The organism is Vibrio lentus (genome assembly GCF_002875945.1).
Taxonomy (GTDB): domain Bacteria; phylum Pseudomonadota; class Gammaproteobacteria; order Enterobacterales; family Vibrionaceae; genus Vibrio; species Vibrio apostichopi.
The window spans coordinates 1-16,281 of sequence record NZ_MCZK01000062.1; the positions used below are offsets into that span (position 1 = coordinate 1).

15 protein-coding genes are annotated in these 16,281 nt (G+C 39.6%); 1 reads left to right on the forward strand and 14 read right to left on the reverse strand.

Annotated elements, in window-relative coordinates; genetic code table 11:
• A partial coding sequence (locus tag BCT49_RS05015) for a site-specific integrase (RefSeq protein ID WP_157938599.1) occupies nucleotides 1-533 on the forward strand: 533 nt, incomplete at its 5' end.
• Nucleotides 534-851: 318 nt separating this feature from the next.
• Here BCT49_RS05015 and BCT49_RS05020 read toward each other — a convergent pair.
• The 14 genes from BCT49_RS05020 to BCT49_RS05085 all read right to left on the reverse strand — a co-directional run bounded on the left by BCT49_RS05020 (nucleotide 852) and on the right by BCT49_RS05085 (nucleotide 16,278).
• Nucleotides 852-3,116 carry a YjbH domain-containing protein gene (locus BCT49_RS05020; RefSeq protein WP_102434382.1) on the reverse strand — a complete coding sequence of 755 codons (2,265 nt, stop codon included), beginning with the start codon at nucleotides 3,114-3,116 and terminating at the stop codon, nucleotides 852-854.
• Entirely contained in the window at nucleotides 3,116-4,027 is a 912-nt protein-coding gene (locus BCT49_RS05025; RefSeq protein ID WP_102434383.1) for a capsule biosynthesis GfcC family protein, read from the reverse strand. The genes BCT49_RS05020 and BCT49_RS05025 overlap by 1 nt, the downstream gene beginning before the upstream one ends.
• A 21-nt stretch (nucleotides 4,028-4,048) precedes the next feature.
• Nucleotides 4,049-4,753 (reverse strand): YjbF family lipoprotein, encoded by a 705-nt coding sequence (locus BCT49_RS05030; protein WP_102434384.1) that lies wholly within the window; start codon nucleotides 4,751-4,753, stop codon nucleotides 4,049-4,051.
• Nucleotides 4,754-4,873: 120 nt separating this feature from the next.
• Nucleotides 4,874-5,113 (reverse strand): hypothetical protein, encoded by a 240-nt coding sequence (locus BCT49_RS05035; RefSeq protein WP_102434385.1) that lies wholly within the window; start codon nucleotides 5,111-5,113, stop codon nucleotides 4,874-4,876.
• Nucleotides 5,114-5,284: 171 nt separating this feature from the next.
• Nucleotides 5,285-6,694, reverse strand: coding sequence for a sulfate adenylyltransferase subunit CysN (gene cysN / locus BCT49_RS05040; RefSeq protein ID WP_102434386.1), 1,410 nt, complete (start codon nucleotides 6,692-6,694; stop codon nucleotides 5,285-5,287).
• 57 nt (nucleotides 6,695-6,751) lie between these two features.
• The gene (locus tag BCT49_RS05045; RefSeq protein WP_102434387.1) at nucleotides 6,752-7,717 is read right to left on the reverse strand and encodes an acetyltransferase; all 966 of its coding nucleotides are present in this window, start codon (nucleotides 7,715-7,717) and stop codon (nucleotides 6,752-6,754) included.
• Nucleotides 7,704-8,360, reverse strand: coding sequence for an adenylyl-sulfate kinase (gene cysC, locus BCT49_RS05050; protein ID WP_102434388.1), 657 nt, complete (start codon nucleotides 8,358-8,360; stop codon nucleotides 7,704-7,706). Before cysC ends, BCT49_RS05045 begins: the two co-directional genes overlap by 14 nt.
• Complete coding sequence (gene cysD / locus BCT49_RS05055; protein ID WP_102434389.1) at nucleotides 8,361-9,275, reverse strand: sulfate adenylyltransferase subunit CysD; 915 nt, start codon at nucleotides 9,273-9,275, stop codon at nucleotides 8,361-8,363.
• A gap of 148 nt (nucleotides 9,276-9,423) precedes the next feature.
• Nucleotides 9,424-11,157, reverse strand: a complete 1,734-nt coding sequence (locus BCT49_RS05060; protein ID WP_102434390.1) for an SLC13 family permease — start codon at nucleotides 11,155-11,157, stop codon at nucleotides 9,424-9,426.
• Nucleotides 11,158-11,395: 238 nt separating this feature from the next.
• Entirely contained in the window at nucleotides 11,396-12,046 is a 651-nt protein-coding gene (locus tag BCT49_RS05065) for an ABC transporter ATP-binding protein (protein WP_102434391.1), read from the reverse strand.
• Nucleotides 12,047-12,057: 11 nt separating this feature from the next.
• Nucleotides 12,058-13,206, reverse strand: coding sequence for a glycosyltransferase family 4 protein (locus tag BCT49_RS05070; RefSeq protein WP_102434392.1), 1,149 nt, complete (start codon nucleotides 13,204-13,206; stop codon nucleotides 12,058-12,060).
• A gap of 3 nt (nucleotides 13,207-13,209) precedes the next feature.
• Complete coding sequence (locus BCT49_RS05075) at nucleotides 13,210-14,238, reverse strand: hypothetical protein (protein WP_102434393.1); 1,029 nt, start codon at nucleotides 14,236-14,238, stop codon at nucleotides 13,210-13,212.
• The gene (locus tag BCT49_RS05080; RefSeq protein ID WP_102434394.1) at nucleotides 14,228-15,301 is read right to left on the reverse strand and encodes a stealth conserved region 3 domain-containing protein; all 1,074 of its coding nucleotides are present in this window, start codon (nucleotides 15,299-15,301) and stop codon (nucleotides 14,228-14,230) included. The genes BCT49_RS05075 and BCT49_RS05080 overlap by 11 nt, the downstream gene beginning before the upstream one ends.
• Nucleotides 15,298-16,278 carry a CDP-glycerol glycerophosphotransferase family protein gene (locus BCT49_RS05085; protein ID WP_102434395.1) on the reverse strand — a complete coding sequence of 327 codons (981 nt, stop codon included), beginning with the start codon at nucleotides 16,276-16,278 and terminating at the stop codon, nucleotides 15,298-15,300. Before BCT49_RS05085 ends, BCT49_RS05080 begins: the two co-directional genes overlap by 4 nt.
• Nucleotides 16,279-16,281 lie beyond the last annotated feature (3 nt).

Here is a 16,281-nt window from a genome sequence, read left to right on the forward strand (position 1 = left end):
AATTACGCAACAAAGCCCTTGGCATTCGTAAATCTGAACTAACCGAGGCGAAGTGGGCTGAGTTCGACCTTGATAACGCTTTATGGCATTTACCAGCGGAGAGAAGTAAATCAGGCACAGGTTTTACAATTCCTCTCCCTAAGCTTTGCTTACTATGGTTTCAAGAACTACTTGTACGTGCTTGTGGCTCAGATTACGTATTTCCTAATAGAAGGAAAAGTAAAGCTCCTCATATGGGGAAAGATACGCTAAACAGGGCCATTTCAAAAATGTTTGGTCGAGAGCCGGGAAGGAAAATACAGCCACCAAATAAAATGGGGGACATCAAACACTTTGCAGTTCATGATTTACGCAGAACCTGCCGTAGCTTACTCGCTGCAGAAAAAGTATCTAACCATATTGCAGAACGCTGTTTAAATCACAAGCTCAAAGGCGTAGAAGGAATCTATGACCGATATGATTACTTTGAAGAGCGCAAAGAGGCACTGGAGAAAGTCACAACTCGAGTAAAAGACTATATCGAGACCAATTAACGTTCAAGAGAAAAAAACTAATAGCCAAACAGTAAATATAAAGATTAAGTGGATGGTTTTTATCATTAAACGAAACCAGCTTCGGGTGTTCTAGTCTTATAATTATCGCTTGCGAAATATATGCAGGTAAGCCCCGATTTCTTCATTATTATTGTCACATTCAGATTTTGAGAAATATCCAATAAAAAATCCAAGTGTATTTATACACTTGGATTTTAACATTGTATGAGAATCGTTAAAGCGATTAACCAAGTACTCTTACTGCAAGTGCAGGGATAATTAGCCAAAACGATGATAGAGAAGCCAAAAGCATCAAAATCATTTCACGCTACTAGGCCTCTGGAACCAAGGTGAGCGAGCGTCGGTTTGATCGAACAAGTTGTACTGTTTATTCAGCATTTGTCCGCCGTCACGCGTGATCGGTAACCAGGTAAAGCCAGCACGGCTTGAGCTTGGTTTCACGGTAACTAAATCAAACGGGATCGATACATAGAAACCTTTGGTGTAACTGCCTTCTCCGTACTCTTCCTCTGTCATATCCGTTAAGCTGACAAATGCCCCAGCAATAACCCCACTCTTGAACTGCTTAGAGAAGTCGATACGAGTACCGATATCACCCGCAAGGAATTTACCGACGCCGACTTTAAGCAAGGTATCACTCAGGAAGTCCCATTGTGGGGTGTAATAACCCGTAATAAAGCCAGTGGTGCCTTTATCGATCACTTTATAAGTTCGGCTACTGTCGTCAGGGTTGACTTGGGTCTCTTGATCAAACGTGTCAAACCAGCTTTCAGGGTCTCGTTGGCTTATTGCCGTCATGTCTGCGCCAATTGCCCAGTTTTGGTTGAATGGACGATAAAGGATTTCGCCACCCACACCCGCGAACATGCTCTCCAGGTAACCACCATAGGCTTGGGTGTAGACACCGCTGCCATAGTCTTCAAACCACGTCAGTTGTAAACGGTCTAAACGAACCGGATCATCAACATAAGAGCGGAACAAGGTTCTTACTCTTGGCGTTTGATCGGTGCCGTCTGATGGAATTTCGTAATTAAACTTGTCGTAGTTATCGACTAAGTTAACGTAAAGAGAACCCGACAGTTCGACATTGTTTAACGCCCAGAACGACGCATTGGTGTATAAACCCAAACTGTATAAGTAGAAGTTTTCAGCCGAACCGAACGATTGAGCTAAGTTTGGTGAAATCGACACATCGAATCGTTCACGCCCATCATGATAAATAACGGATTTCTTACGCTCTAATTCGTGAGTATCGGTTGCATCGCTAGTTTGAGCATTGAGATAACTATTGTTAGCTACCGCTTTGAACGCTTGGACATCGACCGTTGTCTCGGTGAGTTCCAACGATTTGTCGTTTTCAATGATTTTGTAGGTGTCGATGTAACTTGGTACCGCGTTCGCAATCACTGTCGCACCGCGCTCAAGGGCGATATCTCTGTCTCGGTATTTAACCTGAGTGCCCTTAACCACAATACTGTTATCGTCTACCAAGATTTGCGCTTGTTCATAGCCAGCGATCGTTTCAAGCTCTTTCGCGAGGGCTGCCATGTCAATATCGTCAACTGTTTCGACATCGCTTGGGCGCAATTCTGCTGTTTCAGTATCTCGCCACACAGAATACATTTCATTGAAATTGGTAGATAGATCAAAACCAAGGGTTAAGGTATCACCTCGTTCATAGCTCACTTTCGCAGAGCCCCAATCAGTAAAACGGTACACAGCACCCACGTTCCATGGCGTGTGTTGCGTCATGTCATATCCACTAACAACTGGAAAATCTTGAGAATAATCGTTGCCATCGTATTCAAGCTTCAAGGTTAAAGGCTTATATGGGGTTTGGTATTCAAAGCCACCATAGATTGCCGCATCACCCTTAAACCAACGCTCAAAATCAACACTGCCGCCATTGCCTTTAAAATCAGACGGGCGTTCACAATACTTATCGCTAGCTTTACACAATGGGTTGGTAAAATTGCCACTTGTGCCCATATATCCCCAAGCCATACCCAAGGTAAAATCAACGGGGCCAAAACGCTTGGTTGCCGCGACAAATTCGCCATCAAACAAACCTGTACCGCCGAAGTCACGCACCCCTACCGAGACTTCCGGTAAATAGTACCCTTCTTCGATTAAACGTAGTTTAAAGTCGATGCCTTTATCCGTGTATTTAGTACAGCCACTGAATGAATTCTGAGAACAATCTTGATCGTCAGGGCCACTGTAAAGTAGGTCTTGTACCTGTGTATAACGAATGGTGGTTTCTAGCCAAGGCATCACCTGCAAACTAACATTATAAAAGTAGTAATCATTGTTAAACGAAGCGCTAAAATTGAACTTACCTTCTGGTGCCATTCGGCCTGTTGGCATTTGCATTAGGCCAACACCACCAAAGTTCATTTGCGATGTTCTGTATTCAGTGTCGTCGAATGACGATTTTTCTGCTCGAATCGAAGAGGAATCAATGGCTGTTTCGGCAAAAACCGACACACTACTGGTCATTAACAAGGCGCAGGTAACCGATGTGCACACTGCCGATAGAGGGAATGATTTCTGTTTCAGCATTACAAGCCAACCTTATGACGTAGCAAATCGACAATATCTTGGTTCAACGTTGAGTATTCCGATGGCAAAGAGTAGAACGCCATAAATACGATGGCACCTGGTGCTAAATAAACCGGCTGTTCGTTCCAGTAAGCGTATTGAATGGTTTGTACCACGCCATCTGGCTGAACAACATAAGCCACGCTTTTATCTGCTGATTCACCAACAAAACCGTTCGGTAATGCATCGAGATAATCATTCAGCGTTCCATGCTCAATCAGATTCATTGTTACCGACTCTTTCGTTGCACCCATCAAATGAATGGAAGTTGGTCGTTGTGGTAAGTACAGAGAAAAGGCTTGAGTTTGGCTAGTCGATGCTCTTTTGATAGCAGCAGACGACGGCTTGTTAGTATTAGAGCTTGAAACAAGTAACGGGTTCTTATCTGATTGCGAGATAACCGCATTACGGTCTAATTCAATAAACACTCGATTGAGATATTGGAAAGAAGCTAATTGTTGCTTTACCAACTTTGCTTCTGGTTCTTCTACCGAGAAAGCGTCAAGTTGGTTAAATACATTACGTTTTTTTGCTTCGATATCTTTGATAGATTGGTTAGCTTCAGTATTGGTTTTATCAAACAGTTGAGCCGAAAGGGGGAAGTAACCAATACCGCTGTTATCATTCACGTTAAAGCTAGCATGCGCGTCGTCTAATACCTGAAGCAGTCGAACATTAGCTTTATACTCAAGCGTTACACCTTGAAGAGGAAGTTCGATTGTTGTTTTAATCGAAGGCGTAACAACGTTAGATGCTGCAGAAGCAGAGCTCAAAGCAAACAAAGCAAACAAAGCGCTCATCATTAACAGAGCTCTCACTACTGGCAACCGACGCCCCGTCATTTTTGCTGCGTGACTAATATAATTCATCATTTTAGTTCATTACCCTGTTCGTTAATTGCTTTGATAATGCTTAAGGACGGTTAACTCAAGCCTTGTCATATCAGGGCCTAAATACTGTATGGTTTTGACCACTTTGCCTTTGCTGTCGACCCAATACTCGTTGGTGATCTCTTGCTCTAACATAGGGAAGTTAATCTTTTCTTGGAACTTCTGAGTATCGATAGACGCTAACGGTGTTTCGACCGTTTGATTCCCTGCATACGTTCGGGTGATATTTGCTTTATAGCCGAATCGATAGTTGGGTTGCCAGTCGTAAACCGCTTGCCACTTTTGGACACCGGGGTTCGCTGACACATCAAACGCAGAAGAAGAATCTGGTGACGAGCTGTTTGCAGACGAGAACGTATTTAACGGTTGGAATGCCAAACCTGAAAGGTTTTCGTAAGGAAGCAGTAAGGTTTGTACGATACGTCCATTTTCAGTGACAATCATCGCTTTGTCAGAAGACATCCACTTTAACTGCTCTGCGCCCGTTTGAGGGTTTTCACCGACGTAGGCCAAAACCATGAAGATTTTGCCTTGGTCGTTCACTTCCGCGTAAATGCTGGAATACGGTAAGGTTTGAATGTATTCCTTGGATAGCTCAACATCGGAGCTTCCAAAAAAGGCTTCATCAAAAGTAGAGTTAACGTCTTGAAACTGCTGAGAACAACCAGCAAGAAAAAGACCAAGAGATATGATTAGAGGTTTAAGCATGACGAGTTCTGCTTCCTAGCAATCTGGTTGCTGCTGTCCAATATGAAAAGTTAATCAATTAGATATAAAAAAACCATTCTATGCTTTCACATAAAATGGTTTTAAACACCTACTCTACAATTATCGAGTAGTTGTTGTAGTCGTTGCACCACTGTCGTTAGAAGCAACTGCCACTACTGCTGCTGCTGCTACTGCTGCTGTCGCCACTGCAACTGTTGTTGCTGTGCCAGTTGCTGCTGCAGATGCACCAGCGCCAGCTGTTGTACCAGTACTAGAACCAGCCGCCGCTGTTTCTTCTGCTGCAAAAGCAGCACCTGAGAAGCTAACTGCTAGTGCAGCTGCTAAAGCCATTTTTTTCATAATAATTTCCACTAATATAAACGTTTATAAGTAAAAGGTAATATTTTAATTTTCAAACAGTTGCTCAGCTTAAACAACTGATTTATCATCATAGATAATAATAGATACAAAGTAAATGTATAAACTATGAACATTAACATTGCGATTTATCCACAAATCAACAATCAACTACTAAATAGAGCTGCAGTTCCACTCTGGGAAATGCTTTCTTACATAAGCGTTCAATTCTTTTTCTGCTTGAGAATAAACGCGAGAATCTGTTCCTTTACCTTCAGAAACTTTTTCTATCATGCCGGCACCAACAGTAACGTTTGTATGACGGTCAATGATAATAAATGAACCTGTCTGAGGTAGATACTGATATTCATCAACGGCTATTTTATCTGTTAGATTAAGTGACGTCAGTGCGATCTCATTTAATTCGAGGGTATCACTATTTTCCGCGTGCTCTTTTAGTGTATTAACGTCAACTTTGTGCTCAATCTTTCCTACCTTGCCTACGCATGTTTTCGTAGAGAACTTGAACAGATACTCTTTATGAGTTCGAAGTGGGTTCTCATCCATCCAAACAATATGGGCTTCAACATGGTTGGTGACAATTGGCTCATGGCCAGTATGAACTAACATGTCGCCGCGAGATACATCGATTTCATCTTCTAACGTTAGGGTAATAGCTTGCCCTGGCTGCGCAGTTTCCAATTCGCCGTCATAGGTGTAAATAGATTTCACTTTCGAAACTTTGCCTGATGGCAACGTTGTCACAGCATCTCCAACTTGAACCAAGCCAGAAGCAAGCGTGCCGCAAAATCCACGAAAGTCTAAATTAGGGCGATTAACATATTGAACCGGGAAACGCATTTTCTCGAGGTTTTGGTCTTGATCGACTTTCACCGTTTCAAGGAGCTTCATTAACGTTGCACCAGGGTACCAATCCATCGCTTCACTTGGGTTTACGACGTTATCACCATTTAAAGCTGAAATAGGCACAAAGCGAATATCATCAATATTGAAACTTTTCGCCATTTCACGGTAATCCGCTTTGATTTTCTGGTACACCTCTTGGCTGTATTCCATCAAGTCCATTTTGTTGATCGCAACAATGATGTGCTTAATCCCTAGCAAGCTACAAATGTAACTATGACGACGCGTTTGAGTTTGAATTCCGTAACGCGCATCTACCATTACAATAGCTAAGTCACACGTCGACGCACCTGTTACCATGTTACGTGTGTATTGTTCGTGCCCTGGAGTATCAGCAATAATGAACTTACGCTTGTCCGTTGAAAAATAACGGTACGCAACGTCGATAGTGATCCCTTGTTCTCGCTCAGATTGAAGACCATCAACTAAAAGCGCCAAGTCAAAATCTTCATCTGTTGTGTTAAACTTTTGAGAATCTTTTTCGATAGCCGCCATTTGATCTTCATAAATCAGCTTGCTATCAAAAAGCAGACGACCAATAAGCGTAGATTTACCATCATCAACGTTTCCACAAGTTAAAAAACGAAGGAGATCTTTGTTTTCATGAACTTTCAAATACGCTTCAATATCTTGAGCGATTAATTCTGATGAATGTGACATTTTTCTTTTCCTATCACTGACATTCGCCCTAACCATAAAAATTAGGTCAAATTAATATTAATTATAAAATTGGTTTAACACTTCAATAAAGCGTGTTTTTTCGTTCATTGGCAATTGGTTGATTCCAGCAGCAGCTTTACGACCACCGCCAGTTGCAAACTGAACACATACCTCATCGGCTCCACTTCTTTTATTTAGAGGGGCGCGCACGCTAACGGTATAGTCTTGCTGGTTAGCATTAAGTGTTAATACTGCATGGGCTTTATCTGGTGAGCGATTCGCTAGTTCATTGCCAAATACGCCACTTATCCGCCTAGCCCAGGCTTCACAAGGCAGCTCATAAACTTCTGCAATATCCGAGTATTCAGTTGCTGTTAATTGCGCTAAATGATTACTATCAGCTTCGTAACCACGCTTTAATACATAGTAAGGTGAACCAACGTCATCAATTAACTCAAAGGGTGAGTTGTAGTTCATTAGCAAAGTAAAGAGAATGTGCGGTTCAATATGCAAATCATCAAGCGAAGCGCCATAACCGTTATAATTAATCAACGTTCCTAGCTCTTTTAAAAACTCACGCTGCTCGTTGGTTAAACCGGCTTCATCGGCTAACTTTTCTGCAGCAACGAACATATTGTCCCCGTAAGCCCCCACAATAGCCCACGTAGCGAATTGATTTCCCAAATGCTTATTGATGAGCAAACTCGTACAGGTATTGGCATCAAGATTAATCAGCGCCGTAAAGTTATTGGCTTGTGGGACTTCACCTGTACGATGATGGTCGCAATAGAAAATAGGAATATCTCGCTCAATCAAATCATAAAGCGCATCGATATTTTTCTCCATTGAGATATCAAGTATCGTTACACCGCTTGCATCTAACTTTTTAGCAACTTGCTGAAGCAACTTAATATCACGCTTCACACCCGTTACTAGCGTAGACTTTTTCGGTTCGGCTTTACGAAGCTGAAGCAGTGCAATGATGCCATCGGCATCACCATTAAAGACATCATAATGCCCCATCATTTCCCTCCAGAGTTAAATACCCCATATCAGAAAGTCGGTTCACTACATAGATTGCGCAATCTTCAATGCTCTGGTTAACCGTCTCTACATGAATCTCAGCAGAGACAGGTGCTTCATAAGCGGAATCAATGCCTGTGAAGTACTTAATTTCACCAGCACGCGCCTTTTTATATAGGCCTTTGGGGTCTCGAGATTCACACACGTCTAATGGTGTATCAATGAAGACTTCTAAGAACTCACCGTCAGAAAAAAGTGACCGAGCTTGTGCTCTATCTGAAATGAAAGGTGAAATAAACGCAGTTAAAACAATAGTTCCCGAATCAACAAACAATTTTGCCACTTCACTAATACGGCGAATATTTTCCACACGGTCAACATCATTAAAACCTAAGTCTTTGTTTAAGCCATGGCGAACGTTATCACCATCTAGTAAATAGCTATGATTGCCAAGACTCAATAGCTTACTTTCAACAGCATTAGCAACCGTTGATTTACCTGAGCCACTTAGACCTGTGAACCAAAGCACCACTGGCTTTTGTTGTTTCTGAACTGATCGATCTTGCGATGAAACTGTAGAGTTATGCCACACTACGTCACCGCTAATGCTCTCATTATCTTTTTTTACGTATGGCGAATTCATTTAGAAGTAACCTTCTCGCTTCTTCTTCTCCATTGAGCCAGAGCTATCATGGTCAATTGCACGGCCTTGGCGCTCAGAGGTAGTAGTTAACAACATCTCTTGAATAATTTCAGGCAGTGTTGTTGCTTCTGACTCAACCGCACCCGTTAACGGATAACAACCAAGCGTACGAAAACGAACCATTTTCTCTTCGACCACTTCACCTTCTTTGAGCTCCATGCGGTCATCATCAGCCATAATCAACATGCCATCACGCTCAACAACAGGGCGTTTTTTCGCCATGTACAGACTTGGGATTTCAATGTTTTCTAGGTAGATGTACTGCCAAATGTCTAGTTCAGTCCAATTTGAGAGCGGAAAAACACGAATACTCTCGCCCTTATTCACTTTCCCGTTGTACACATTCCAAAGTTCAGGGCGTTGATTTTTCGGATCCCATCGATGATGTTCATCACGGAACGAATAAACACGTTCTTTTGCGCGAGATTTTTCTTCATCACGGCGAGCGCCACCAAAAGCCGCATCAAAGCCATTCATGTCTAACGCTTGTTTCAAGCCTTGCGTTTTCATGATATCAGTATGTTTAGAGCTACCATGAACAAACGGGCTGATGTTCATGGCTAAACCTTCAGGGTTTTGATGAACAATGAGGTTCATGCCGACTTTTTCCGCCATGTAATCACGAAACTGGATCATCTCTTTGAATTTCCACGTGGTATCTACATGCATTAACGGGAATGGCGGGATACCTGGTGCAAATGCTTTCTTTGCTAAATGAAGCATGACCGATGAGTCTTTTCCGACGGAATAAAGCATCACTGGGTTATCGAACTCAGCAGCTACTTCACGCATAATATGAATTGACTCAGCTTCTAACTGTTTTAGGTGAGTCATTCGAGAAGGGGAAATCTTCATTTAAAATTATTCCATTTTTAAGAGCCTTGAAGTCTCAAAGCCAGTTTTTAAAACTCAGCTCATGTTCTATTACAAACTAAGCTAGTTTTGTTAGGGTCTACTTCCTAAGCGATTTCAGCCAAGAACGTTTGGTTGGAAACCAAACGATTTATAAAGCATAAGTATACGATAGCCCGGTCAGAGTAACGGCACTATAAACCAAACTGACAGGGAGCCCCACCTTGATAAAGTCGAGAATACGATATTGCCCTGCATTAAAAACCATCAAGTTTGTTTGATAACCATACGGGCTAATGAAACTAGCACTAGCACCAAAGGCTACCGCCATAATGTAACCAGTTGGGTCGATTTCTAAACCTGATGCTATCCCTAAGGCAATAGGGAACATCAAGGCTGCTGCGGCATTATTTGTAACTAGTTCCGTTAACCACCATGTTGAGATATAAATAACACACAAACCAATAAAGGGTGTAAACAGACCTTGACGGCTGTCTATAATTGCATCAAACACTTTCGGCGCAGAACTGTTTGTCAATGCATAAGAAAGCAAAAGGGCAGAGGCAATGATCAGCCAAATTTGTGTGGGGAGACGTTGAAGTATTTCATTGGTATTAAGTGTTTTACTGAATACAAGAGCTCCAAGCAACATTAACATCCCTTGAAATAGCGGGATGATATTCATTGCAGCTAACCCTATGGCACAGATAAACCCTCCTACAGCTAACCACTCTTTACGCTTAGATAACGTTTGTTCGGTTTCAACACCACTGATTAGATAAAAGTTCTTCGCTATATTATGTCTTGCTTTAAAATCGTCCCCCACTGCAAGTATGAGATAATCACCAGCTTTTAACGTTACGTCGCCAAGCTTTCCTGATAAAGGTTCACCATCTCTCTTTATGGCAACAACCGCTGCATCAAACAGAGCACGAAAACCGGCTCGCTTTAGCGTTTTATCAATCAAAACACTTTCAGGGCGAACAATCACTTCAGACAAATTATTAAGAGGCAGGCCGTTCTGATGGGCAAACGATTTCAGACCTGAAAATTGCTCTAGTAGGGTTACTTTTTTTATGTCACCACTAAATAGTAGCCGATCACCTTCTTGTATTATTTCGCTTGGTGTCACAGGAGATATCAACTGCGCTGAACGCTGAACTTCTACTAAAAATAGTGACTCTAGGTTTCTGAGTCCATTAGCTTCGACACTGCGACCGATCAAGCTAGAGCCGGGCATCACTTTCGTATCAATAAAGTAATCAGCGACAGCTTTTACTTTATCGGTTCGGTGCGGGAGCCAGCGACTACATACAAACAGAGTCATACCGCTGCAGATAACCAACGCACTGCCCAGCAAGGTAAAATCAAAAAAGCCAATGGCAGGAAAGCCCGCCTCTATCACCATTGAATTGACAATCAAGTTCGTCGAAGTTCCGACCAAAGTAAGCGTACCACCTAAAATAGCAGCATAAGATAAAGGAATGAGTAGTTTACTGGCAGGGTGATGAGCGTTGTTTTTAATTGGCGCCAGCATAGTAGAAACAACCGCAGTATTATTAAGCACCGATGATGACAAAGCACTAAAAACAAACAAATTCAACCAAGTTCGACGATAACTAGGCCGAATAACAAAGTTAGCAACAGCACGTAACAGGCGCGTTTTTTCTAACGCCAATGAACATATCATTAGCAATACCAGTGTTAATACTCCCTGGTTTGCAAAGCTTGCCACCACTTGCTCGGTAGAGACAAGGTTTAATGCATATAATGAGAGCAATAGAACGCCAAAAACCCTTTCAGGCTTAGATTGAAAACGGATAAGCGCAGCAATAGTGATAATGAATAAACCGAATACTAGATAAGCAGAAAATAATTCAGGCATAAGTCCAAGTTAAAAAGTCAAAAGTCAAAAAGCAAAAATCAAAAATTCAGGTACGACCCTATTTACTGTAGGCCATAGTAGTATCGATGTTCGAAAAGTTTACTCTCCGCTGTATTATGGGGTTAGTACTATATATCTTAAATGATAGCGTCGACTGTTCACTCAGTAGTAGCTAATAACTAAGCAATCTCATCAGTAATACTGAACGAGAAAGACTTGTTACACTAACCCAGATGACCTATAGCTGTTTGTATACAACTAAAGCTTCATCCAAATCGTCATAGAAAGTAAGACTGCCTTTGTGTAAAATTATGGCACTATCACAAAACTCTCTGATTTCTTTCATATCATGACTAACCATGATCACATTAGCTGATTTACTTTTATTCAATAACGCTTGCTTGGCCTTTTTTCGAAACTTTTGATCGCCTACGGATGTTGCCTCATCAATTAAGTAAATATCAAAGTCAATAGTAATACAACACCCAAACGCTAGGCGAGATCGCATGCCACTAGAGTAGTTTTTAACTGGTAGATCATATTTAACTCCCAGTTCAGCAAAACTTTTCACCTTTTCTTCGTACTCATCAAGGTCAGCAACGCCATTCACTCGGCCAATAAAACGGGTATTTCCGCGCCCCGTCATTTGAGGGTGAATACCTGTTGCAAGTGCAACAGGCCAAGAAATGGATTTGTCTGTTATTACTTTACCCTTATTGGGATACTCGCTACCTGCAACAATGCGAAAAAGTGTGGATTTACCCGCACCATTAGAGCCGAGCAGCGCAATATTTCGACCTTCAGGAAAGGTAAAGTTAATGTTCTGGAAGACATATTGGTTACCAAGTTCTGATGGGTAGTATTTAGTCAAGTTATTTAATGTAATCATAACAACCTAGGCTAACCTTTATCTATGATAGATTCTATCACTTGCAAATAATGGCGAGACACTTTCAAATGACAGAATTCCTTTTCTGCTTTTTTTCGCCCTTTTTGACCATAAGCCAAACGTTCTTGATGTCCCATTTCTATCATTTTCACCATGGCTTCCTTTAACTCTGGAACACTTTGTTTTTTAATCAAGATACCTGTTTCACCATCGACCACAGTTTCACGACAACCAACATTATCTGTAGTAATAATCGGTTTTGCCATTGAACAGGCTTCGATTAAACATTGAGGCACACCCTCACGATAAAAAGAAGGTAAAACGACGCAATCTTGCTTTTTGACGACAGAAAATACATTATTAGTTTCACCAAGGTAGTCAACCAGGGTGGTTTTGTCCCACTCTTCCAGTTGCCGCAAAGAAATGCCTTGTGGATTCTCTTTATCAACAAAGCCTAATAAGGAGAATTCATATTTAGGTACATCAAAACCTGCCGCTTTTCTCATTTGGTAATGTTCGTCTACCGCTTTTGCTGCTTCAACAAAGTCAACCACACCTTTATTTTTGAGCATTCGAGCGACAAGAATGAAGCGTACAATCTCATCATCGGGCGCTGCGCTAGGTTTGAAATCAGCGAGGTTAATTCCTATGCCGCGCACTCGTGAACTGTTTTCTTTACTCACCAACTGATTGTCAAGATAAATTTTCCAATCATCTGGATTTTGAAAAATAACATGATCGGCTAATGGTTGAGTCAAACGTAATAAAATTCTACCTAGAAATGATTTAATTCCTTTTTCGGTAAATATTGACCCTAAACCTGCAACACTATTAATAACTTTCACTTTATTCATACGCGCGGCAATGGTCGAATAAATGTTCATTTTGGGCGTAAAGTTAAGTACGCAGTCAGGACTAATAAAATAGATTAACAAGCACAGTCGATAAAAAGTTCGTATCTCTTGAACTAAATTCATACCAGACCGGTCGAGCTCAATAGCATGCAACTCACACCCTAAATCAATCAACCTTTGAGAATACTTATCTTTTGGTGCAATTACGTAAATTTGGTTACCATCACGCATGAATTCAACAATGGATGAACGAAAGAAGTTATACACAAACCAAGAAGTATTAGATGCAATTACTATTTTACTCATTACTTATAACTCAAATGAACTTTTAGCAGGTAATATTTTCAATAAATAATCACCCCATATTAACTTTGCTCTTTCAAATTCGACACCCGTCAAACTATCAGCATCTGTAATACTTAGCAAATTAACCCCCTTTATATTATCGATGAGACAGTTAACATCTCTCGATGAATTAATATTAATTGACAGTGTATCATTTGGATTATGAGGAAAGAACTTACCAGTGGCTAAATTAAAATATCGAAATAGGTACTGAGTAGTATCTGATTTTGAACGAAATTTATGACTTGAAGTATCATATAACTCAGAGTAGCGAGAACGCCATAAAAAATCAATAGTCGACTTAAGGTGAGGTTGTGGGACATGGTTCAGTTTAAACCAAGAGTATTCTCTATATATTGCTTTACACAACCTATTTTTCACCCTTAATTTTAGTGAGTATTGTTTTGATAGATAAAGTTTTTCATCAATATCGAAAATGTTGACTAGTTGGTTAACAATTCTAATATTGTTATTTATTGCGATAGTGTTCAGTAAATTTTGGGGCCTAAGTGTTGAATATAACCATCCTTTCCTCTTAATGCATTGGTTAAGGAAATCGACTGGTTTTCCATCAATAAAAAAACGCTCAGAGCTTAAAGGTGATAGAATAAATGTATCGTCATTAAAAAGAATAAATTGCTCTGAGAGAGATTCTATCTTATTTAAATTGACTTCTATAGCATTAGAGTTAAAAGTTGGTCTATGTTCTTCAGGGATTATATCTTCATGCCTTACGACATTCAATTTTGGGTGGTTTACATTTAACCAAGTAGGTAAGTGACCATAAGTGACGAAATGAACTTTATTAACCCAAGGTAAGAATTCATCAAAAGAACGAAATATAAAATGGAGTGTATTCCAGCAACGAAAACGACTTTCATCATTGCTAATATTGTTCTGCTGAGGTGAATTTTTTTTTAAGGAACTCTTCCATTTAGAATCTTGAGAATCAACCCAAAGAATCACTATATCTATAGGTTCATTACTTTTCATAAGGGCTCTGTTTAGGAAAAAGTAGATTCATTTTATTTTCAAAAATTTCAAACACTTTTTTGTTGTTGTTTTCGAGTTCTACATCATTTATACAAAAACATTTAAAGCGCTTTAAAAGTAGAATGTTCATTTTCAACTCAAACAACTTGTCATCAAAACTTACGTAAAAATAAGGGATTGAAGATGACTCTGCAGTACCAATATTATCCCCATAAAGATGAATAAGTGATGAAACTATAGAATAATCTGTTTTGCTTCTAAACCGAGCAGAGGAAGTTAACTCAAACACATCTGAATTTTCACGCTCAAAACGCTCTAAAACACTTTTCTTTAATGCCATCGGAGTATGCTGAAATTTACGATTTGTTTCGTATCCATATCTATCTTTTAAAAGCTGTGCATTATTTCGCGCCGCAATATCAACAGGGTAAGACCTTTCGTCAACAACATCTGGAATAAAGGCTCTCGAACTTAAAAAGAACTTTGTCTTAGACATATCTTCACTGAAGAAATCAGATGGCACAACTCGAGTTCTAAAAAAGAAATCATCATTCATATAAATGAAGTTTTCACTGAGTCCGGGAATCCGATGAAGATTAGCTTCTATAGCGTGAGAATTAAAAACAGGTAAAACGCTTTTATCTTTGAAAATAGTAGAGTGTGGAACAATTTTAACACGATCATCAGCAGCGACAAACCACTTTGGTGCCTGCTCATCCGTCACTATATAGATTTTATTCACCCAATTCGCATGTAAAAGCACTGATCGAATAGAAAACAACAATTCATTACTTTGTCGATAACGAGCATCATTATCAGACTCTTTCAGTCGTACGTCATATTTATCTTTACTATAGATAGATTTTTTACTTAAAAAATCAGCATCTCCCCCATCAACCCATGTGTAAACAATATCTATCGGAAAACTACAACTCTCCGGTTGTTTGTTACTCCCAAAATTAATAAATTTAAACTTTGTGTAAAACCAAACTAAAATATTAGATAGAAAAACTAGCCGAGAGGAAGGTAATGACCGCATCAATCTTTTTATAATTATTTTCATATAACCTTTCTATTGATCAAATCATTTAAAATACGACTTTTGGCAAGACTATCATTAAATTCATTGATTGATTCATAACGTCTTTCAAATCCTTCATTTCTAAATTTTTTAATGTCAATAAATCCATCTGTATTGAAAGAGTCAGTAATTAAATCATTTAAGTCATCATAATTATCGACTCTATGCCCAATATACTCATCTAAATCAGGGATTAACTTACCAACATGATTTTCAAATTCAATTAAGTCTGGTTGGTAAAATAAAACACCAGCACCTTGATAAAAAGAGTTGTAACAAATCGAAGAATAATCAGTAATAACTAAATTAGCCCACGATAATACTTCTGATATTTTCCCATCATAGATATTAAACCCACAAATATTTTCATCAAACAGCTTTCTTATTTTTGGGTGTAAGCAAACTCGTACGTTACAAGAGTGTGGGACTTTAGAAAGTATACTAGTAACTTGTGAAATAATCTTGAATAGCGTAGTTAACTCAGGTTCAACATCTAATTCATATGGGCGCCAAGTAAACATAACCAAAATGTTCTCTTGCGGTTTATTTAGCAAATGTCCATAGGAAAGATCGTCGAAGATTGCCATTCCAGTTTTAGTTATCCGTTCTTTTGGAATACCTAGCATCCTTTGAATTACCCGACTTTCTTTATCGCTACTTGTAATTATAACATTTGGATGAGCTTCCTTTCCTTTAGCATATGAAGATGCGCGAGTCTGGGACTTTAAGTATGTTATTCCATGTTGTAAAAAAACAAACTTTTTATGACATATATTATCTTTCAAGATTTTATTTGAAGATTGTAGTATATTACAGTGCATTGGCGCTTCAGAACTTATAATCCCATCTGCTAAGTAAATAACAAAATAATATTTCAAAGAAAATTTCTTTATTACATGATTAGAATTAAGCTCACTTGGTGTTGCATGTATAAAATAAGCATGGCTTTGTTGCGTAATTCA